The 18,581-nt window shown below is 67.3% G+C and carries 19 protein-coding genes and 2 riboswitches; of the genes, 9 read left to right on the top strand and 10 right to left on the bottom strand.

Features of this window, described 5'->3' with window-relative positions; all coding sequences use genetic code 11:
• The first annotated feature begins 129 nt into the window (after positions 1–129).
• From ACQEVO_RS10420 to ACQEVO_RS10410, 3 genes are all read left to right on the top strand, one after another.
• Positions 130–519, top strand: a complete 390-nt coding sequence (locus tag ACQEVO_RS10420; protein WP_432911508.1) for a hypothetical protein — start codon at positions 130–132, stop codon at positions 517–519.
• Between the two features lie 143 nt (positions 520–662).
• A complete protein-coding gene (locus ACQEVO_RS10415; protein ID WP_432911506.1) occupies positions 663–848 on the top strand; it encodes a DUF6011 domain-containing protein in 186 nt (61 codons plus the stop codon).
• 130 nt (positions 849–978) lie between these two features.
• Positions 979–1,968, top strand: a complete 990-nt coding sequence (locus ACQEVO_RS10410) for a hypothetical protein (protein ID WP_432911503.1) — start codon at positions 979–981, stop codon at positions 1,966–1,968.
• A gap of 86 nt (positions 1,969–2,054) precedes the next feature.
• Here ACQEVO_RS10410 and ACQEVO_RS10405 read toward each other — a convergent pair whose 3' ends face one another.
• From ACQEVO_RS10405 to ACQEVO_RS10385, 5 genes are all read right to left on the bottom strand, one after another.
• Entirely contained in the window at positions 2,055–2,822 is a 768-nt protein-coding gene (locus ACQEVO_RS10405; RefSeq protein ID WP_432922537.1) for a class I SAM-dependent methyltransferase, read from the bottom strand.
• Between the two features lie 398 nt (positions 2,823–3,220).
• On the bottom strand, positions 3,221–3,931 hold the full coding sequence (locus tag ACQEVO_RS10400) for a type 1 glutamine amidotransferase domain-containing protein (protein ID WP_432911500.1): 711 nt from the start codon (positions 3,929–3,931) through the stop codon (positions 3,221–3,223).
• Between the two features lie 60 nt (positions 3,932–3,991).
• The gene (locus tag ACQEVO_RS10395; protein WP_432911497.1) at positions 3,992–4,846 is read right to left on the bottom strand and encodes an aldehyde dehydrogenase family protein; all 855 of its coding nucleotides are present in this window, start codon (positions 4,844–4,846) and stop codon (positions 3,992–3,994) included.
• Between the two features lie 7 nt (positions 4,847–4,853).
• Positions 4,854–5,783 carry an acetoacetate decarboxylase family protein gene (locus ACQEVO_RS10390; protein ID WP_432911494.1) on the bottom strand — a complete coding sequence of 310 codons (930 nt, stop codon included), beginning with the start codon at positions 5,781–5,783 and terminating at the stop codon, positions 4,854–4,856.
• A gap of 106 nt (positions 5,784–5,889) precedes the next feature.
• On the bottom strand, positions 5,890–6,465 hold the full coding sequence (locus ACQEVO_RS10385; protein WP_432911491.1) for a TetR/AcrR family transcriptional regulator: 576 nt from the start codon (positions 6,463–6,465) through the stop codon (positions 5,890–5,892).
• Between the two features lie 326 nt (positions 6,466–6,791).
• On the opposite strand from ACQEVO_RS10385, the gene ACQEVO_RS10380 reads away from it, so the two are divergent.
• On the top strand, positions 6,792–7,712 hold the full coding sequence (locus tag ACQEVO_RS10380; RefSeq protein WP_432911488.1) for an NAD-dependent epimerase/dehydratase family protein: 921 nt from the start codon (positions 6,792–6,794) through the stop codon (positions 7,710–7,712).
• Here ACQEVO_RS10380 and ACQEVO_RS10375 read toward each other — a convergent pair.
• Positions 7,664–8,008, bottom strand: coding sequence for a helix-turn-helix domain-containing protein (locus ACQEVO_RS10375; RefSeq protein ID WP_432911486.1), 345 nt, complete (start codon positions 8,006–8,008; stop codon positions 7,664–7,666). The two genes, ACQEVO_RS10380 and ACQEVO_RS10375, sit on opposite strands and share 49 nt — an antisense overlap.
• A gap of 11 nt (positions 8,009–8,019) precedes the next feature.
• On the opposite strand from ACQEVO_RS10375, the gene ACQEVO_RS10370 reads away from it, so the two are divergent.
• On the top strand, positions 8,020–8,154 hold the full coding sequence (locus ACQEVO_RS10370) for a hypothetical protein (RefSeq protein ID WP_432911483.1): 135 nt from the start codon (positions 8,020–8,022) through the stop codon (positions 8,152–8,154).
• Positions 8,155–8,574: 420 nt separating this feature from the next.
• On the opposite strand, the gene ACQEVO_RS10365 is transcribed toward ACQEVO_RS10370, so the two are convergent.
• Positions 8,575–10,752, bottom strand: coding sequence for a malate synthase G (locus tag ACQEVO_RS10365; RefSeq protein WP_432911481.1), 2,178 nt, complete (start codon positions 10,750–10,752; stop codon positions 8,575–8,577).
• 285 nt (positions 10,753–11,037) lie between these two features.
• On the opposite strand from ACQEVO_RS10365, the gene ACQEVO_RS10360 reads away from it, so the two are divergent.
• The 4 genes from ACQEVO_RS10360 to ACQEVO_RS10345 all read left to right on the top strand — a co-directional run bounded on the left by ACQEVO_RS10360 (position 11,038) and on the right by ACQEVO_RS10345 (position 13,861).
• Positions 11,038–11,193 carry a hypothetical protein gene (locus ACQEVO_RS10360; protein ID WP_432911478.1) on the top strand — a complete coding sequence of 52 codons (156 nt, stop codon included), beginning with the start codon at positions 11,038–11,040 and terminating at the stop codon, positions 11,191–11,193.
• Between the two features lie 63 nt (positions 11,194–11,256).
• A complete protein-coding gene (locus ACQEVO_RS10355; protein WP_432911475.1) occupies positions 11,257–11,805 on the top strand; it encodes an HNH endonuclease in 549 nt (182 codons plus the stop codon).
• Positions 11,806–11,832: 27 nt separating this feature from the next.
• Positions 11,833–12,081, top strand: a complete 249-nt coding sequence (locus tag ACQEVO_RS10350) for a WhiB family transcriptional regulator (protein ID WP_432911473.1) — start codon at positions 11,833–11,835, stop codon at positions 12,079–12,081.
• A gap of 109 nt (positions 12,082–12,190) precedes the next feature.
• Positions 12,191–13,861, top strand: a complete 1,671-nt coding sequence (locus ACQEVO_RS10345; protein WP_432911470.1) for a VWA domain-containing protein — start codon at positions 12,191–12,193, stop codon at positions 13,859–13,861.
• A gap of 312 nt (positions 13,862–14,173) precedes the next feature.
• Here ACQEVO_RS10345 and gcvP read toward each other — a convergent pair whose 3' ends face one another.
• The 3 genes from gcvP to ACQEVO_RS10330 all read right to left on the bottom strand — a co-directional run bounded on the left by gcvP (position 14,174) and on the right by ACQEVO_RS10330 (position 18,553).
• On the bottom strand, positions 14,174–16,984 hold the full coding sequence (gene gcvP, locus ACQEVO_RS10340; protein ID WP_432911467.1) for an aminomethyl-transferring glycine dehydrogenase: 2,811 nt from the start codon (positions 16,982–16,984) through the stop codon (positions 14,174–14,176).
• 45 nt (positions 16,985–17,029) lie between these two features.
• A riboswitch (glycine riboswitch) is annotated at positions 17,030–17,136 on the bottom strand.
• Positions 17,137–17,236, bottom strand: a riboswitch (glycine riboswitch).
• 89 nt (positions 17,237–17,325) lie between these two features.
• Positions 17,326–17,904: a MerR family transcriptional regulator gene (locus tag ACQEVO_RS10335; RefSeq protein WP_432922534.1), complete on the bottom strand. Its 579-nt coding sequence runs from the start codon at positions 17,902–17,904 to the stop codon at positions 17,326–17,328.
• A 175-nt stretch (positions 17,905–18,079) separates the two neighbouring features.
• A complete protein-coding gene (locus ACQEVO_RS10330; RefSeq protein WP_432911464.1) occupies positions 18,080–18,553 on the bottom strand; it encodes a bifunctional nuclease family protein in 474 nt (157 codons plus the stop codon).
• Positions 18,554–18,581 lie beyond the last annotated feature (28 nt).

The following is an 18,581-nucleotide window of genomic DNA, read 5'->3' as shown; positions in this document are numbered from 1 at the left end:
GCGGTCTTCAGTCCCTGGGGCGCCTTGTGTGGCCACTCACCTGTAGAGGAGAGGGACAGGTTTCATCGGAACTCGGATAAGACGTCTGCTCGGGCCGACCATCGTGCTGCAAGGCAAGACGAGAAAGCCATGCTGAAGCAGTGGCGGGCTACTCACCCAGCGGAGAAGACGCTCAATCTTGCGGCTCTGCTGCATCCGTGGCCCAGTTCCCGCCAGGGAGTGACGAGATGTGGCCCTGTTCGGGCCGGTACCGCAGAACTCTTCGATGCCGGCGCGCACAAGGCGTGGACTGCGACCCGCCTCGCTGGTGGAGTGGCAACACTGGGCGGCAGCGCCGCCCTGATGGGGCGTAAGAACAAGGGGGTCGCGGCTCTCAGCATCCAGTTCGGGAACGGCGCGGTCGAATCCTACACGGTGAAACCGGACAAAACCGCACTGCGTGATGCGAACACGTATGTAGCTGCCTTCAATACCCTCGCCACGCAATTGGCTGCTGAAGGACAACCCCGAAGCGAGTAGACGTCGAGCGACTACGACCGGAACCCAGGAGCCTCGGCGGAGGCAGACCATGGCGGTTGGCACCAATTCCGAGCTGGCAGGCCGATGTGCCGGAGGGGCGTGCGATCCTCACGGCGTAGCTGGATCTGGCTCGGAGGAGAAAGATGGCCGACACCACTGAACCGCCCGTGGTGAAGCTCGTGGTGCACTGCCGTCGCTGCCGGGGATGGCTGCTCTCACCTGGGTCGATCGCCCAGGGCACCGGCCCGACCTGTGCTGCGCGGGAACGCGCCGAGCAGCGCGCTCTGGCAGCCCCGGAGACGCTGACACTGTTCGACGTCGCGGCCTAGCCTCGGCCCGTATCCACGTGTCGATCCCGAAAGTTTTTGTGTCGCCGTGGATCTGAACCGTACCCGCTTGTCGGGGTCGCTTCCTATCCTGGTTGAAGGTGTTGAGTGATCGAGGCGGGAGGGCGCCAGGGTGGACATCGACAATGGATTGCTGTGGCCGATGCACGGAGCGCGGTGGACCGCGTACGAGTACCGGAACATCATCGCGGGCTTGCAGCGCGGGGACACGTGGGAAGAGATCGCGAAGGCAGTGGGGCGCACTGTATCGGCGGTGCGGAGCCGCGCCGATTACCTCATCGAGAGGAATGACGGTGTGCGCGGGCCACGCCGGCGCCGGCCGTATCAGCGGCTCGAGGACCGGATCGCGATCGAGCCGGACTACGACTGGGAAAGTGTGGCGCGCCGCAAACACGCCGAGGCGGAGCTGCCCTACTGGGACGAGACCGCCGACGACTACGTGCGCGCGGTCTGGTCTGCCGCCCCGGCACCAGGACGGTGGGGCTGGCTGCGCCGCGGACAGACGCACAGCGCGGGTATGAGCGCGTTGTCGTCGGCGCTTCGGGTGAGCGAGGCCGATATCGCCGACCGCATCGTAGAGCTCGGGCTGAGCTCTTCCTATGCCGATATCGCCGACCGGCTCGGTTGCACCCCGGATGGTGCGCTCGCCCTTCGCGCCGGCCTGGCCCGCGCCGAAGACCCAAGCACGCAGTGCGTGTTGGTCGCCGCGGGCGAGTTCGGCGAGATCCTGCACGTCTCGCTGCACGGCAACCGTGACGAAGCCGAGAACGCGCGCGTGGCGGTGGAATCCCGGCTGGCCCGAAAGGGGCCGGTGATGACCCGGATCGTGCGGCGTGTCCCGGGCCGGCTGTTCGGCGGTGACCCGACCGATGATAAGCACAGCCACGCCGCCAGTCGTAACCACACCGATGAGGTTGTCGATGCCGTTGTCGAGGAATCTGCGCCTGAACTGGTGGGCGTGGTGAATCTCGACCAGGCAGAACTCCCGGAGAAGCCCGCACAGCCAGCCCTGGACATGGGTCCGTGGGCACGAGAGCTACCCGAACCGCCGAGCGCGCTCAGTCCGGTTCTGCGCCGACGCCCACCCAAGCGGCGCGACTGATGGCAACAGCGATGCGGAGCCCTGACGGTCAGAGCTCCGCATCGCTGTTGCGTGAGAGTGCGCATCGGCGTTCGATTGGGTCATGTTCAATCCGTGACAGCAGTGATCGGCGCGCTCCGTAGCCCATCGATATAGCGGCGGGTCTGTTCCACGTCGAGGGGCCGATAGAGGCGAACGCCGTAGCGCAGATCGACCTCGACGAACCCGGCCGAGGCCAGCAGTTCCGCGAGACTGTCGGGCGACCATCGATAGGCCGGCACGACCTTGTGGTCGAACTCTTGCGGTTGTGAATCGGCACCGGCGAAGAACTCGAGCAACAGGTAGCCACCTGGAGCCAGCACTCTCTCGAACTCGGCGAACACCAGCGGCAACTGCTCCGGTTGGATGTGGATGGTCGAATAGAAAGCGAGGATGCCGCCGAGCCCTGCATCGGGGAGATCCAGAGCGGTCATCGATCCCTGCTCGAACCGCAGATCCGGATACGCCTGCCGGGCCAAGGCGACCATCGCGGAGCAAAGGTCGATGCCGAACACACTCGATCCGAGTGCATGCAGGTGCGCGGTGACCTGACCGGGGCCACATCCGATATCGGCGACCGGTCCGCCGCTGTTCGCCCGCACGAGTTCAGCGAACGCGGCAAGCAAAGCACGCTCCAGCGGTAGGGCGTCGAGCATGTCAAGCCACCGGCTCGTACGAGTGCCATTGCGGGTCACCTGGACCAACTGTTCATGCCCGCCAGTGCGGAAGCGTTCGTGTGGCTGCCGCCCTATCTCGCCGGGCTCGGCCAACCCGTGACTACGAATCAGCCTCTGTAGCAGACACTTCGGCGACGCGGACCCGGCGCTGGCCTGCATCGCCAACCGATGACCTACGAGGCGCTGCGCAAGGTCCTCACCCGAGCCAATGCGGTACTCGGGACGAACTGGTCGACGCTCGACATACGTGCGCGCTGCCCATGGTGCGCGATCCGAACCTCGACGCACGTGATGTGTAGATCATCCTCGGCCGTGCGTACTTGTCCAGGGCCACCGCTGCCACAGAACTTGGAATGCCGCGCATCGAGATCCGACCACGATCGTGAATGACCGCGCTGACCGACCAAGTCAGCGCGGTATGCGCCGTTACCGAGCGTTTCAGGTGACTCCCCGGCCGTGGCATGAACCATGTGACCAGCCAGGTGCTGTCAAGGTCTTGACCCAAGACACAACGAGATGCCCGTCTTGACCGCAGTGTTCCACGGAACGAACGTGTCTCAGGAGCGAGCCTGCGGTGTGTTGCCCGCGAGGGCTTCGACGACTTTTCGCGCCGTGGCCTTGGCCGAGCCCGGGTTCTGGCCGGTGACGAGGTTGCCGTCGATGGCGGTGTAGGACACGAACGGAAGCTTCGCCTTCTCGTAGAGTGCGCCGCGCTGCTTCGCGCGCTCCTCGGCGTTGTAGGGCACCAGCTTGTCGGCGCGGGCGAGTACCTCTTCCTGCCAGGCGAAGCCGGTCATGTGCTTGCCCGCGATGAGGTATGAGCCGTCGGAGAGCTGGGTGTTGAGCAGCCCGCAGTAGCCGTGGCAGACCGAGGACACGACGCCGCCGCGCTCGTAGATCTCGCGGGTGATGCGCTGCAGGCCTTCGGAGTCGGGGAAGTCGTACATCACGGCGTGGCCGCCGGTGAAGTAGATGGCGTCGAAGTCGGCGGAGTCGATCTCCTCGGGGCTCTTCGTGGTGGCGAGTAGCTCCATCTTCGCGGGGTCGGCGCGCCAGGCCTTGGCGGTCTTGTCGTAGTTGGGGAACTTCAGCGCCCGCGGCTCGAGTGGAGTGGGGCCGCCTGCCGGGCTGACCAGGGTCTGCTCGAAGCCCGCCTTGTCGAACACGTGCCAGGCGTGCGTGAGTTCGGAGAGCCATAGCCCCGTTGCGTGGGACGGGTCGTCGTAGTGGCCGACGTTGGTGACGACGTGAAGGACACGCTTGGTCATTGGCTGATCTTCCTTCCTGCGGGGGCGGATGGCGAGGTGATAGGCCGTCGTGTCTCGCAGTCATCGGACGCCCAGTGCCCGCAGCGTCTTGAACGCCCGGGTCAGGATCCGCGCCCACTGCTCGTGCTCGACGCCACGGGGCGGAGTGAAGCCCCGGAGTCGCTGGTGGGCGATGGTCTGGGCTTCGGTGTATTTGAGCAGCCCGTCCGCGCCGTGACGGCGACCTACGCCCGAGTCGCCCATACCGCCCATGGGGGCGTCGATGCTGCCCCAGGCGGCGGCGAACGCTTCGTTGACGTTGACCGTGCCGGCGTGCAGCCGTCGCGCGACCTTGCGGGCCTCGGCGCCGTTGCGGCCCCAGACGCTCGCGTTGAGGCCGTACGGGGTGGCGTTGGCCATCGCCACCGCCTCGTCGACCGACCGGTAGCGGTAGATCGAGACCACCGGCCCGAACGTCTCGTGCTCGAACAGTGTCATCTCCGGTGTCACGTCGGCCAGAATGGTCGGCTCATAGAACAGTGGCCCGAGGTCGGGCCGGGCGCTGCCGCCGGCCAGCACCGTCGCGCCTTTCGACACCGCGTCGTCGACGTGCGAGCTGACCGTCTCGAGCTGCGAGCCGGTGGTCAGCGAGCCCATGTCCACCGAGAAGTCGTAGGCAACACCCAGGCGCATGGCTTGGGTGCGCTCGACGAACGCGGCCACGAAGGCGTCGTGGATCTCGTCGGCGACGTAGAGCCGCTCGGTGGATACGCACAGCTGCCCGGCCGAGGGGAAGCAGGCGGCGACCGCACCGGCGGCGGCCTTCTCGATGTCGGCGTCGGCAAGCACGACCATGGCGGCCAGGCGCTCGACCTGGGCCGGCGTCAGCGAGGCCGGAAGGACGGTGGCGACGTGGCCGGGATTCGTGGTGGTCATCTCGTCCTCAACTCCGATCCTGGACGGAGGTGGGCACTGGCATGTGCAGTGCCAGCTGGCCTTCGGTGGTGACGTCGAGCTGGATCGTCCGGATCGGTTTCAGCGAGCGCAAGCTCTCGCTCATCCGGCCCTCGCCGAGCTGGAGGTCGAGGCCGCGGGGGAATCGCGTGGTGCCCGAGGCGAGCGTGTTGATCTGGCTGGTCGTGGAGTGCCAGGCCTCGTCGATCGTGGTGTAGGAGGTCAGGGTCGAGACGTGTGTGCCGGTGGGCCGGGCGGTTTGCTTCGGAGTCGGGGCCGAGAGGGCGAGGTCGAGGCCGCCCTGGTCGTTGGCGACCCGGGCGGAGGTGCGCTCGGTGTCGATGTCGACGTCGAGCTGGGTGACCCATTTGGGGAAGCCGTAGCCGTCGTGGCCGCGCACCTGCGCGATCTCGGTGTTGACCGGAAGCGCGAGCACGTAGGAGTGCAGGGAGTCGTTCTTGAGACCGGTGACCAGGTCGAGCAGACCCAGCCCGCCGCCGTGCCGCGCCGGCTTGACGGCGATGCCGACAGCGGCCTCGGTGTAGAAGTCGATATCGCACACGTCGTACCGGAAGGCCATCACCGAGACGATCCCGAGCCCCGGAACGATCTCGAGCGGATCGAGCTCTTTGGGCAGGCGAGTCCGGATCGCCTTCGACGGCGCGAGCATCGTGAGCCGGGCCGTGGAGATGCGGTAGTAGAAGTTCGGCGTCAGCGTGGGCCCGATGCGCGAGTCCACGCGGGTCTTCGGCATCCGGCGGAAGAAGTCGACACTACTGACCCTCGGATCCTGCGCGACCTCGTCGAGATCGGTGTTCATCCGAAACCGGTCGTAGAGACCGCCTTCAGGGACGGCGACGAGACGCCCTCCGAGATCGACCCCTACGGTCCGGTCGGTCAGCTTGCCGGTCGATGCCATCGACTCTCTCCTCTGATGTAAGCGGTGCCAACACCGAGGATTGCACGGCATGTAAGCAGTGTCAACAACGCTTCATGTGCGGTGCACTGCTGGTGCGCGACTTGCGTCAGGAGCTGACCGAAGCGATCGCGAGGAAGGCACTGCGCACCCGCTCGGCGACCTCCTCGCCCGACGCCGCGTGCAGCTTGCCGTCGAGATACAGGCAGGCCAGCCCATGGGCGAGCCCCCAGCCGGCCGACGCCAGGGACGAGGCGTCCGCCTCGGGAAAGACCTGGTCGAGCGCGTCGGCCAGCAGCTCGTGCAGGGCGTCGGCCGCCTTGACCCGCTCGTCGTCCGCATCATCGCACGGCTTGCCGAACATCACGCGGAACAGAGCCGGACGCCGCAGCGCGAAGGCGACGTAGGCAACCGCGAACTCGGCCAGATCCTGGAGTGAGGCGGGCGGGTTGCGCCCCTCGCCCAGGTCCGCCAGCAGGCCCCGAAAGCCCTCGACGGCCAGTGCAGACTCCAGTGCGTCGCGGTCCTTGAAGTGACGGTACGGCGCCGTTTGCGATACGCCGGCCCTGCGGGCAATCGCGCGGAGCGAGAAGGGCTCGCCGGCCTCGAGCATCTCCATCGCGGCCGACAGCAGCGCTGCACGCAGGTCGCCGTGATGGTAGCCACTCTTCTCCGATGTTGACATCGCTCACTTCACCCTTCTACGCTGTGTTAGCACTGTAAACATAACGCACTTTCGGAGTAATCGACCGGCCCTCGTCATCCCCCAAGACGACGATATGCACTGTCACCGGTCGGGGCCGTCGACGACCTCACCACGCGCACCTTCGCGTCGACCTCGGTGACACACTGACACCACATCAGCGACCAGGTGTCCCAAGGTACGACCAACGACCGCGTCGGCTGGTTCCGCACCCTGCCACGGTGGTCGACCGCATCGTCATTCGGTGGCACGACGCTGCTCGCAACCGAGCTGATGTCAACACCACCCCATCACTTCGAGGAGACCACATGCAGACCGTCCTCGGCGCCGGCGGGCCGATCGCCGACGAGCTCGTGAACGAGCTTCACCGCAACTACACCACCGACATTCGCCTCGTCAGCCGCAAGCCGTCGCAGGTCAACGACACCGATGAGCTCGTGGCCGCGGACCTCACCGACGCCGAGACCACCAGCCGCGCTGTCGCGGACAGCCAGATCGCCTACCTCACCGCAGGCCTGCCCCTGGACTCGGAGCTGTGGGAGCGTCGGTTCCCAGTCATCATGCGCAACGTCATCGACGCCTGCGCCGAACACGGGACGAAGCTCGTCTTCTTCGACAACACCTACATGTATCCCGGGACATCGGCACCCCAGACCGAGTCGACAGCATTCGCACCGGGCGGTCGCAAGGGCCGCGTCCGTGCCGAGCTCGCCACCATGCTCCTCGAAGCCATGCGCGCCGGCCGGGTTCAGGGCCTCATCGGCCGCGCCCCTGAGTTCTACGGGCCCGACTCGACCAAGAGCTACACCAATTCGTTGGTGTTCGACCGGATCAGGGCGGGCAAACGGCCGTTCGTCCCGGTCAACGCCCACGCGGAGCGCTCCCTGATTTGGACCCCCGACGCGAGCCGAGCGCTGGCCCTGCTCGGCAACACCCCCGATGCCTACGGCCAGACCTGGCACCTACCGATCGACCCGGACCGGCAGTCCTACGCCCAGCTCATCGAGATCGCCGGCGAGGTCACCGGCCGCAAGATCGGCTACACGGTGCTGCCGATGCTCGCTTTCCGCCTCGGGCGCCGCTTCGTCGAGCCGCTCGACGAGATGTCCGAGCTGCTCGGCCGCTACCGCGACGACAACATCTTCGACAGCTCGAAGTTCGCGGCCCGCTTTCCCGGCTTTCAGGTCACCACGTACCGGGAGGGAGTGAAGCGGATCATCGCCAACTGACCGCCGGACCAGGCATCCTGATGACTGCCGACGCGTGCCGCGAAGCCGAACCGGTCGCGGCACTCCGTCGGCGTGACCCCGTTGCGCGGTGAAAACCGCCGAAAGTTCGACACGTCGAGGTAGCCGACGCTGCGCGAGATCCGAGCGACCGGCTCGTTGGTCAGCTCTAGGAGCTCGCGGGCCTTCGCGATGCGCGCCGCCTGGATGTACTCCGTCGCCGTCAGGCCCGTGGCTTCCTTGAACCGTCGCTGCAAGGTGCGCGGGTGCATGGCCACGGTCTGCGCAAGGCGCTTCACGGAGTGGGCCCGTGCAGCTGGGCCTGCACCTCGCGAATCTCGGCGTCGCCGTATTGGAGTCAACGCGTGAACTCTCGGTAGAGGGACTGCCGGCGACGAGGCGGGTCGGCAAGGACGAAGCGCGCACGCTCATTGCCAAAGATTAGCTGCCACGAAAATTCGTCCGCGTGTCGGCTCGACGACACGCCGGAAGAACATGATCGGTGAGTTGCGCAACCGTGCCCGTCGCGGAATCGGTTGACGCTCGGACCTCATTCCGGTGGACCGCTGACGCAGTAGCCGATCCACTGGATCCGAGCGACGCACCTATCGGCCACCCACAAAAATCTCGCGCTCTCGTTCCGCCACGACCACACTCATCAAGCCATCGGCGCTGGTAGGGCATCACATTCTGAGACCGACCGACTGCCCCGCGTGTGACCGTTTTTGTGACCGTTTCGAACGTGACAGGCCGGTATCCAAGCTGATCTCGAGTGATTGAATAGGCCCCTCACCCGGTGTCCCAGGTGAGGGGCCTATGTTCGAAAAGAGCTGTCAGAAGCTACTTTTCAATCACTGAACCTCACTCACTTGCACTGGGCCTTGGCCTCGCGGCGGCGGCGGTGCAGGATCGGCTCGGTGTAGCCGTTGGGCTGCGTGGTCCCTTCCAGGATCAGCTCCTTGGCGGCCTGGAAGGCGACGCTCCCGGCGAAATCCGGTGCCATCGGCCGGTAATTCGGGTCGCCGGCGTTCTGGCGGTCCACCACCGGAGCCATCCGCTCCAGGCTGGCGATCACCTGATCGGTGGTGACCACGCCGTGGCGCAGCCAGTTGGCCATCAGCTGGCTGGAGATACGCAGGGTGGCACGGTCTTCCATGAGCCCGATATCGGAGATGTCGGGAACCTTGGAGCAGCCCACCCCCTGATCGATCCAGCGCACGACGTAGCCGAGGATCGACTGCGAGTTGTTGTCCAGCTCCTGCTGCTTGTCCGCCTCGCTCCAGTTCGTATCGGCCGCCAGCGGGATCTCCAGGATCTCGTCGACGCTCGCGCGCGCCCCGCCCTTGGCGATCTCGGCCTGCCGCTCGAACACGTCCACCAGGTGGTAGTGGGTGGCGTGCAGGGTGGCGGCGGTCGGCGACGGCACCCAGGCTGTGGTCGCGCCGGCCTTCGGATGGCCGATCTTCTGTTCGAGCATCCCGGCCATCAGGTCCGGCATGGCCCACATGCCCTTGCCGATCTGTGCCTTACCGGGCAAACCCGCGGCGATGCCGGTGTCGACGTTCCAGTCCTCGTAGGCCAGGATCCAGCGCTGGGTCTTCATCTCGGCCTTGCGGATCATCGGACCCGCCAGCATCGAGGTGTGGATCTCGTCGCCGGTGCGGTCCAGGAAGCCGGTGTTGATGAACACCACACGGTCGGCGGCGGCGTTGATACACGCCTTCAGGTTCACCGTGGTGCGGCGTTCCTCGTCCATGATGCCGACCTTGAGGGTGTTGCGCGGCAGAGCCAGCACATCCTCGACGGCGGCGAACAGGTCGTTGGTGAACGCGACCTCGTCCGGGCCGTGCATCTTCGGCTTCACGATGTACACCGAGCCGGTGCGGCTGTTGGAGAGCACCACATCGTCGCGCAGCGAATGCTTGGCGACGAGGGAGGTGATGATGCCGTCCAGGATGCCCTCGGGCACCTCGTTGCCCTCGGCGTCGAGGATTGCGTCGCTGGTCATCAGGTGACCGACATTGCGGACGAACAGCAGCGAGCGCCCGTGCAGGGTCAGCTCGGAACCGTCGAGCGCGGTGTAGACGCGGTCCGGGTTCATGGTGCGGGTGAAGGTTTTGCCGTTCTTGGTGACCTCTTCGGCGAGATCGCCCTTCATCAGGCCCAGCCAGTTGCGGTAGCACAGGGTTTTGTCGTCGGCGTCGACCGCCGCCACCGAATCCTCGAAGTCCATGATCGTGGTGACCGCGGATTCGATGACGACGTCCTTGACCCCGGCGGTATCGGTGCTGCCGATGGGGGATTCGGGGTCGATCTGGATCTCGATGTGCAGGCCGTTGTGCTTCAGCAGGATCGCGCTGGGCGAAGCCGGGTCGCCGATATAGCCGACGAGCTGACCGGCGTCGGCCAGGCCGATCGTGGTGCCGTCCTCGAGCCCGACCTCGAGTTCACCGTCGACGATGGCGTACGAGGTGGACCCGATATGCGAGCCGGTGATCAGGGTGACGGCGTCGTCGAGGAAGTTGCGCGCCCATTCGATGACCTTGTCACCGCGCACCTTGTTGTAGCCGGTGCCCTTTTCCGCGCCGCCGGTCTCCGGGATGGCGTCGGTGCCGTAGAGCGCGTCGTAGAGCGAACCCCAGCGCGCGTTCGCGGCGTTGATGGCGAAGCGGGCATTGCTCACCGGCACGACCAGCTGCGGGCCGGCCGTGCTGCTGATCTCGTCGTCGACGCCGGTGGTGCCGATGGTGAAATCGGCCGGTTCCGGCCGCAGGTAGCCGATCTCGGTCAGGAACCGCTTGTACGCCGACCGGTCGTAGTTCGCGCCCGGGTGCTCGCTGTGCCAGGCGTCGAGCTTGCCCTGGATTTCGTCGCGTTCGGCCAGCAGGGCCCGGTTACGCGGCGCGAATTCATTGATGATCCGCTCGGCGCCGGCCCAGAACGCGGCGGAATCGACGCCGGTGCCGGGGAGCGCTTCGTTCTCTACGAAGTCGTGGAGAACGGTGGCAACCTCGAGCCCGCCGACCTTTTTCCGCTCTGTCATCTACGTGCCTCACTTCCGCGAATACCGGGTGGAAAGTCGACGTTTATGTTACCGACCGGTAGTGCCGCTTCGGCCGTTGGGGGCGGCGTGGCGGTGCAGACTCTCCGGGACGGTCTCGGGCCGGTAGCGCTACCGAACCCCGCGGTTCCGAGTGGCCTCCCTCAGGCGGCCGGAATTCGCCGAGCCCCGGAAAAATGGGCCGACAACGGCTACCGCCCTGTGCCACCATGTATTCCACCAGGCCGCCACGGGGGCGGCCACGATTTTCGGAAGGGAGGAGTGGTCTTGTATCCCATCGCATCGGCAGACAGCACCCGGTCGATCATGGCATCGCGGCAGTGCGCCGAGATGCCGGTCCGGCCGGTGAATGCCGAACAGCTGCGGCAGGCGAAACCCGCCGGCGATCTCGTGATCGACCAGTTCCTCCCGCGGCGTCGCTGAACCGTACGCCTTCTCCCCTGTTGAAGTCCGGGTTTCCCCGGCCGTCGAAACCTGGTGATTCCCATGCCGTTTCCTGCTGTCACCGAACCGGTGACGCTCACTCCGGACAATTGGATACACAGTCGGGTACTGGTGCTCAATGCCAGTTACGAGGCGCTGGATCAAGTCGCCGCCGACCGGGCCGTGGTGCTGCTGATCAGCGGGATCGCCGAATCGGTGGTGGTACGCCGGCCGCATTTCCCGGTCCGTTCCCAGCACACCGAGATCATGCTGCCGGAAACGATCCGCCTGGTCCGCTACCGGTACCTGGCCCATCTCGCGATCCGGTCCCCGGGCAGCCGGGCCACCCACGCCGCGGTGTTGCGGCGGGACGGTAACCGGTGCGGGTACTGCGGCGGGTGGGCGCCGACCGTCGACCACATCCGGCCGCGCAGCCGGGGCGGCCCCAACACCTGGGAGAACCTGATCGCCTGCTGCGTGCCGTGCAACACCGGCAAGGCCGACCGGACTCCCGAAGAGGCGGGGATGCGGTTGCTCTGGGAACCCCGGGCGCCGCAACCGCTGGCCCGTGAACAGCGGCGGGTGTGGAAGCACCTGGCCGCGGCACCCTGAGCCGATCCGCGAGAGGAGGGGATCGAGATGACCGTCGAAGTTCTGGCAGATCTGCTGCCCATGTCCGACAGCCACGGCTGGCACCGCGCCGCCTGCCGCGGCGACCCGAACCACGAGGCGTGGTTTCCGTATCCATCGCAGGACTTCGAGTACGCGCGTACGGTGTGCGGCCGGTGCCCGATCCGGCCGGACTGCCGTGCCTTCGCCGAACGCACCGGCCAGTCCGGGGTGTGGGGCGGGCACGAATTCGACCGGGGAAAGATGATCCGCGAATAACCGGCGTCACCCGGTGCGGACACTGTGGGGCCGTGTGCGTGCATACGGCCCCACAGCCGTGCGGGCGTGACACGCCACGAACCCGTTCCGCTCCTTACACTGACTGCCCGTGGGTACCCATCGCAGCACCGGCTCCTCCCGGGAAATAAGCAAGGGACCGGTGATCGCCGCGGTGGTGGTCGTGGTCCTGATCGCACTCGTCGCCGCCTGGTGGCGGCTGGGCGAGGACTCCCCTGTCGGCGCGAGCACCGACGGCGCGTGCACGGAGGGCGGAGCCGTCCTCGATATCACCGTCGACCCGGAGATCGCCGACCCCATTCGCACCCTCGCGGCCCGCTACAACGAGACCCGGCCGGTGGTGCTCGATCACTGCGCCGAGGTGGTGGTCACCGAACGCCCGACCGCCGAGATGGTCGCCGCCTTCACCTCCAACGCCACCTGGAATCCGGTGCTCGGTCCACGCCCGGCACTGTGGATTCCGGTATCCAGCAGGCAGATCGAATCCATGCGGGTACCCGGGCTGATCGAGGGCACCCCGCGCTCGATCGCGTCCAGCCCGATCGTGCTGGCCGTCCCCGAAGTGCTGCGCCACGCGCTTGCCGCGGTCCAGACCTCCTGGGCCGATCTGCCGCGGCTGCAACAGGGTTCACTCGAGGCGATCGGCCTGCCGGGGTGGAACGGCCTGCAGATGGCGCTGCCACCCGGCGACACCTCGCTGGCCGTGGCCGCGGCGGTCGCGGGCGCGGTCTCGGGTACCGATCCGCTGACCGCGGAGGCGGTGGCCTCCGGTCAGGCCGTATCCGCGGTGTCCGCACTGGCAGCCGTCGCACCGCAGGTGACGGATATCCCGGCGGCGATCACCGCGCTCGGCGCCGCGGCGCCGGCCGAGGCCGCGGTCCACGCGGTACCGGTGACCCAGCGTGTGCTCGCGGCGAACGGCAAGGCCACCTTCTACGTGCCGGCCGGGGCGGCACCGGTGGCCGACTACCCGGCCGCGGTGATGACCGGGCCGTGGGTGGACAAGACCGAGAACCTCATCGCCGGCCTGTTCGCGGAGTACCTGCGTAAACCGGAACAGCAACGTGACCTGATCGCCGCCGGATTCGCCGCCCCACCGGACCGGCCGGTCGCGGTAGCACCCCGCGCCGCCCTGGACCGGCTGCGCGGAGTGCTCGACAACCCGGTGTTGGGCGTACACGCGACGGCCCTGCTGGATGTCTCGGCATCCATGGCGACCACCGACGGTGAATTGAGCCGGCTGACCAACACGATCGGCGCCCTCGCGTCGACCCTCAATGTCATGCCGCCCGAATTCGGTCTCGGGATCTGGACCTTCGGCAAGGACGCCGGCAATGGCGATCCGTACGAGGTGATCGCCGATACCGCCCCGCTCACCGACGAGCACCGCGGCACGCTCATGGGTTCCCTGGGCTCCATCGAGGCGACGACCGCGCAAGCCGACGAATGCTATCCGGCGCTGCTCGCCGCCTACCGGAGCGCGGTCGAGAACTACGCCGCCGACCGGACGAATTCGATCCTGCTCGTCACCGACGGTCCGGCGGACGATTCGGCGCTCAGCGGCACGGACCTGCTGGCCGCTGTCGAGGACGCCGGCGCGCCGGAGACCCCGATTCGTGTCGACGTGATCGTGGTCGGCGGTGCCGGCTCCGACACCCTGCGCACGCTGACCGAACGCACCGGAGGAACCTACAAGGTCCTGCCCACCAGCAACGATCTGGAATTCGGGACCGCCATGGTCGGCGCGCTGACCACCCCCTGACCGGCGTCCGAGGGCACCGGGTCTTCATCTCGCCCGGGGAACTGCCCTCGGAGCGGCGGGCCCGCCCGATCCATGCCGGGACATCGACCGGCCCCTGTCTGCCGGAATATCGGCTGCAGAACCACACCGGACTCCGGCCGCCGGCAGATACCGGAAAACGGCGGCGTGGCGGCCGGCCGCACCGCCGCCGCGGGACGGAAGCGAACGACGATTCGGGCCGAACCCGGCACTCATGGGCGAACGACGGAACCCTGCCGCCGCCCGAACCGGGCCGGAGGCGGTGATACGGTCACCGGCTCCGGGCAGCGACGGTCACTCGCTGTACGAATCCAGCGGCGGGCAGGTGCACACCAGGTTGCGGTCGCCGAAGGCGCCGTCGATGCGGCGCACCGCGGGCCACACCTTGGCCCGGGTGTGCGCGACGCCGCGCGGATACACCGCGACCTCCCGGCTGTATGGATGGTCCCAGTCCGCGACCAGGCATGCGGCCGTATGCGGGGCGTTGCGCAGAGGGTTGTCGTCCACCGGCCACTCCCCCGCGGCGACCCGGTCGATCTCGCGGCGGATGGCGATCATGGCCTCGGCGAATTCGTCGAGTTCGGCCAGATCCTCGCTCTCCGTCGGTTCCACCATCAGCGTGCCCGCCACCGGGAAACTCATGGTGGGCGCGTGGAAACCGTAGTCGGCCAGTCGTTTGGCCACATCGTCGACGGTGACACCGGTGCGTTTGGTGATCTCACGCAGATCCAGGATGCATTCGTGGGCGACCATATCGCCTGCGCCGGTGTAGAGCACCGGATAGTGCTCGCCCAGCCGGCGGGCCAGATAGTTGGCCGACGCGATGGCGGTGAGGGTGGCGCGGCGTAACCCTTCCGCACCCATCATCCGGATATAGGCCCAGGTGATCGGCAGAATCGATGCCGACCCGTAGTTCGCCGCCGAGACCGCGTGCGAATCGGCGATCAGCGGATCCCCGGGCAGATAGGGCGCCAGATGCGACCGCACCGCGACCGGGCCCACCCCGGGGCCACCGCCGCCGTGCGGGATGCAGAACGTCTTGTGCAGGTTCAGGTGACTGACATCGCCGCCGAACCGGCCCGGCCGGGCCAGTCCGACCAGCGCGTTCAGGTTCGCGCCGTCCACATAGACCTGCCCGCCGGCGTCGTGGACCAGGGCGCACAATTCGGCGATCTCCTGCTCGTACACGCCGTGCGTGGACGGATAGGTGATCATGATGCAGGCCAGCCGGTCGGCGTGGTCGGCGATCTTGGCGCGTAGATCGTCGAGGTCCACATCGCCGTTGGGCCGGCATTTCACCACCTCCACGCGCAAACCGGCCATGGCCGCCGAGGCGGCGTTCGTCCCGTGGGCGCTGGAGGGGATGAGGCAGGTATCGCGGCCGGTGTCGCCGCGATCGCGGTGGTAGCGGCGGATCGCGAGCAGGCCCGCGTACTCGCCCTGACTCCCGGCGTTGGGCTGCAGGCTCACCGAGTCGTAGCCGGTGATCTCGGCCAGCCAGCGCTCCAGGTCGGCGATCAGGCGCCGCAGGCCGGGGGTGTCCGCGGCGGGCGCGTACGGATGCAGCCGGGCGAATCCGGGCCAGGTGATCGGCTCCATCTCCGCGGTGGCGTTGAGTTTCATGGTGCAGGACCCGAGCGGGATCATGCTGCGGTCCAGGGCGATGTCCTTGTCCGACAGCGCCCGCAGGTACCGCAGCATCGCGGTCTCGGTGTGGTGGCGGGTGAATGCCGGATGGGTGAGGAAATCCGAGGTCCGGTCGGCGATACCCGCGCACACCGGTTCGGCGGGCGCGATACCGAACGCGTCCAGGACCGCGGCGATATGGTCGCCGGTGGTGGCCTCGTCGCAGGCCACAGCGATATGGTCGTCGTCCACCAGCCGCAGGTTGATCCCGCGCGCCGCGGCCTTGGCCACCACGTTCTCGGCCTGCCCGGGCACCCGGGCCAGGACGGTGTCGAAGTATTTGTCGTGCACCAGGGCGTCGCCGAGAGCGGCGGCCAACTGCTCGGCGTGGCGGTGCACGCGCCGCGCGATGGCCCGCAATCCGTCGGCGCCGTGATAGCACGCGTACATCCCGGCGACGATGGCCAGCAGTACCTGCGCGGTACAGATATTGGAGGTCGCCTTCTCCCGGCGGATATGCTGCTCGCGAGTCTGCAGCGCCAGACGGTAGGCCGGTGCGCCGTCGGCATCCTTGGACACGCCGACCAGCCGTCCGGGCAGCTGCCGCGCATGGGCCGTGCGCACTGCCAGGTAGCCGGCGTGCGGGCCACCGAAGCCCATGGGCACGCCGAACCGCTGCGTGGTCCCGAAGCAGACATCCGCGCCCTGTTCCCCGGGCGGGGTGATCAGGGTGAGTGCGAGCAGATCCGCGCCGGCCGCCACCAGCGCGCCGCGCCGGTGGGCCTGCTCGATGACCCCGGTCCAGTCGACGACGCGCCCCGAAGCACCCGGCACCTGCAGCAGCACTCCGAAGAACTCCCCGTCGGGCAGTCCATCGCCGGCCAGATCGGCCTCGACGAGTTCGATTCCGAGCGGTTCGGCCCGGGTGGCCAGGACCGTGCGGGTCTGCGGGAAGAGGTCCCGGTCCACTACGAGGCGGGTACCGCGGCCCCGGCCGACCCGATGCAACAGAGTCATCGCCTCGGCCGCCGCGGTGGCCTCGTCCAGCATGGACGCGTTCGCCACGTCCATACCGGTCAGATCGGTGACCATGGTCTGGAAGTTGAGCAGCGCTTCGAGCCGGCCCTGGCTGATCTCGGGCTGATAGGGCGTGTAGGCGGTGTACCAGGCCGGATTCTCCAGCAGGTTGCGCACCAGCACGGGCGGGGTGAGGGTGTCGTAGTAGCCGAGCCCGATCATCGAGGTGGCCACTGTATTCGTGGCCGCGAGCGCGGCCAGTTCGGCCAGCACCTCGTGTTCGCTCGCGGCCGGGGGCAGGCCCGCCAGCGGGTCGGCGTCGCCGGTGAGCGGATCACGGATACCGGCCGGCAGCGCGGCGGCGGCGAGTTCGCCGGCGGACGCGATACCGATCTCGGCGAGGATATGCGCGAACTCCGCGTCGTCGGGTCCGATATGCCGGTCTGCGAAACTCTGGGTCACCACGGCTCCCTGGTCGGGCGGGCCGACCGCACGGTCGGCACAGGGCCCTCCCCCTCTGTCGCGGCGCCTGAGAGCTTCGGCGGCCGGACACAGGTTCCGATCGCCTTTCACCTTGGGCGGGTGGCCCGTAGCCACCACTTTCCAGAGGCGCCGGTTCCCGCACGGTCCTGGTGCCTGAGAGATTGACGGGGAGGTGCTGCTCCTTCGGCGCCCGGATCCACAGCGGACCCGGGACTCTCCCGCACGGCTACGGCGCCCGGTTATCTTAGCCCGGGAACCGGGCCGTCCCGGCACTCACCCACTGTGTGGCGCCGGCCGCACCGCGAACCGCGGCCCGCGGACTAGCCGGTTTTCCGGGTCATCCGGGCTTTGCGGCGGTAGGACAACTCGTCCTCCGGCCGTTCGTCGGCCTCGGCCGCGCGCTCGGCCGGGAAGGCGGCGATGGCGCCGGTGAGTTCCCGCATCGCGCTGTTGACGGCGATACCGAACACGCCCTGGCCGCCCTGCAGTAAATCGACGACCTCCTCGGGCGAGGTGCATTCGTACACCGAGGTGCCGTCGGAGAACAGCGTGATATTCGCCAGATCCTGGACACCGCGGCTGCGCAGATGATCAACCGCTATACGGATGTTCTGCAGCGAAATACCCGCGTCGAGCAAACGTTTGACGATTTTCAGGACCAGGATGTCCTTGAAGGAATACAAGCGCTGGCTACCCGACCCGGCCGCGCCGCGAATGGACGGTTTGACCAGACCGGTCCGCGCCCAATAGTCCAATTGCCGATAGGTGATGCCGGCGACCTGACAGGCCGTCGGAACCCGATATCCGACCAGGTCGTCGGGGACCGAATCGTCGGGGAACAAACCGGGTTGTATTTCGTAGCGCCGAGGCGGGCCCACTTCCGACCGCATATCCCGCATATGCTCTGCCACTGAACTACTCCCTTGCTCCGCCGATCTGTGCCCATATCCGACGGCCCGGCGTCGAGTACGAGGCTACTCTTCCCATTCTCTCGGCCGCAGAGGTGCCGATCCAAACGCGACGCGCGGTAACAGTCTCGACCTGTAGTTGAGGTCTAGAAAAAAACCGGGAAACTCAACTGTCGGTCGCTTTGAAATCGTCCGGGGATACCGACTCGAGGAACTCCTTGAACTTTTCGACCTCGTCCTCGCGTTCGTCGGGCATCACCAGACCGGCTTCCTCGAGCACGGATTCCGACGCATAGATCGGGCAGCCGACGCGCAGCGCGATGGCCACCGAATCGGAGGGGCGCGCCGAGATCCGCACCTCGTTCTCGAACACCAGATCGGCATAGAAGGTGCCCTCTTTGAGATCCACGATATGAACCTCCTCGAGGGTGTGCCCCAGATCGGTGATCAAGATCTTGATCAGATCGTGGGTGAGCGGCCGTACCGGGGTGACGCCCTCCTGTTCGAGGACGATCGCCGTGGCCTCGGCCTGACCGATCCAGATCGGCAGATACCGCTCCCCGCTCGCCTCCCGCAGCAGCAGGACGGGCTGGTTCTGTGGCTGCTCGACCCGGATGCCGATCACGCGCATTTCGCTCATCGCACTGCCTCCCATACTCCCCGGCCGC

The organism is Nocardia sp. CA-290969 (assembly GCF_050936135.1).
GTDB lineage: Bacteria > Actinomycetota > Actinomycetes > Mycobacteriales > Mycobacteriaceae > Nocardia.
Note: the sequence above shows the minus strand (reverse complement) of the source record. Positions and strands in the feature narration are given on the sequence as shown.

What these genes read in the sequence shown, in the direction of transcription:
- ACQEVO_RS10405 (WP_432922537.1), bottom strand. Translation starts at nt 2,822, where the DNA reads ATGCAGGCCAGCGCCGGGTCCGCGTCGCCGAAGTGTCTGCTACAGAGG.
- ACQEVO_RS10335 (WP_432922534.1), bottom strand. Translation starts at nt 17,904, where the DNA reads ATGCGGGATATGCGGTCGGAAGTGGGCCCGCCTCGGCGCTACGAAATA.
- ACQEVO_RS10390 (WP_432911494.1), bottom strand. Translation starts at nt 5,783, where the DNA reads ATGGCATCGACCGGCAAGCTGACCGACCGGACCGTAGGGGTCGATCTC.
- ACQEVO_RS10355 (WP_432911475.1), top strand. Translation starts at nt 11,257, where the DNA reads ATGCCGTTTCCTGCTGTCACCGAACCGGTGACGCTCACTCCGGACAAT.
- ACQEVO_RS10380 (WP_432911488.1), top strand. Translation starts at nt 6,792, where the DNA reads ATGCAGACCGTCCTCGGCGCCGGCGGGCCGATCGCCGACGAGCTCGTG.
- ACQEVO_RS10330 (WP_432911464.1), bottom strand. Translation starts at nt 18,553, where the DNA reads ATGAGCGAAATGCGCGTGATCGGCATCCGGGTCGAGCAGCCACAGAAC.
- ACQEVO_RS10365 (WP_432911481.1), bottom strand. Translation starts at nt 10,752, where the DNA reads ATGACAGAGCGGAAAAAGGTCGGCGGGCTCGAGGTTGCCACCGTTCTC.
- ACQEVO_RS10385 (WP_432911491.1), bottom strand. Translation starts at nt 6,465, where the DNA reads ATGTCAACATCGGAGAAGAGTGGCTACCATCACGGCGACCTGCGTGCA.
- ACQEVO_RS10415 (WP_432911506.1), top strand. Translation starts at nt 663, where the DNA reads ATGGCCGACACCACTGAACCGCCCGTGGTGAAGCTCGTGGTGCACTGC.
- ACQEVO_RS10420 (WP_432911508.1), top strand. Translation starts at nt 130, where the DNA reads ATGCTGAAGCAGTGGCGGGCTACTCACCCAGCGGAGAAGACGCTCAAT.
- ACQEVO_RS10395 (WP_432911497.1), bottom strand. Translation starts at nt 4,846, where the DNA reads ATGACCACCACGAATCCCGGCCACGTCGCCACCGTCCTTCCGGCCTCG.
- ACQEVO_RS10400 (WP_432911500.1), bottom strand. Translation starts at nt 3,931, where the DNA reads ATGACCAAGCGTGTCCTTCACGTCGTCACCAACGTCGGCCACTACGAC.
- ACQEVO_RS10350 (WP_432911473.1), top strand. Translation starts at nt 11,833, where the DNA reads ATGACCGTCGAAGTTCTGGCAGATCTGCTGCCCATGTCCGACAGCCAC.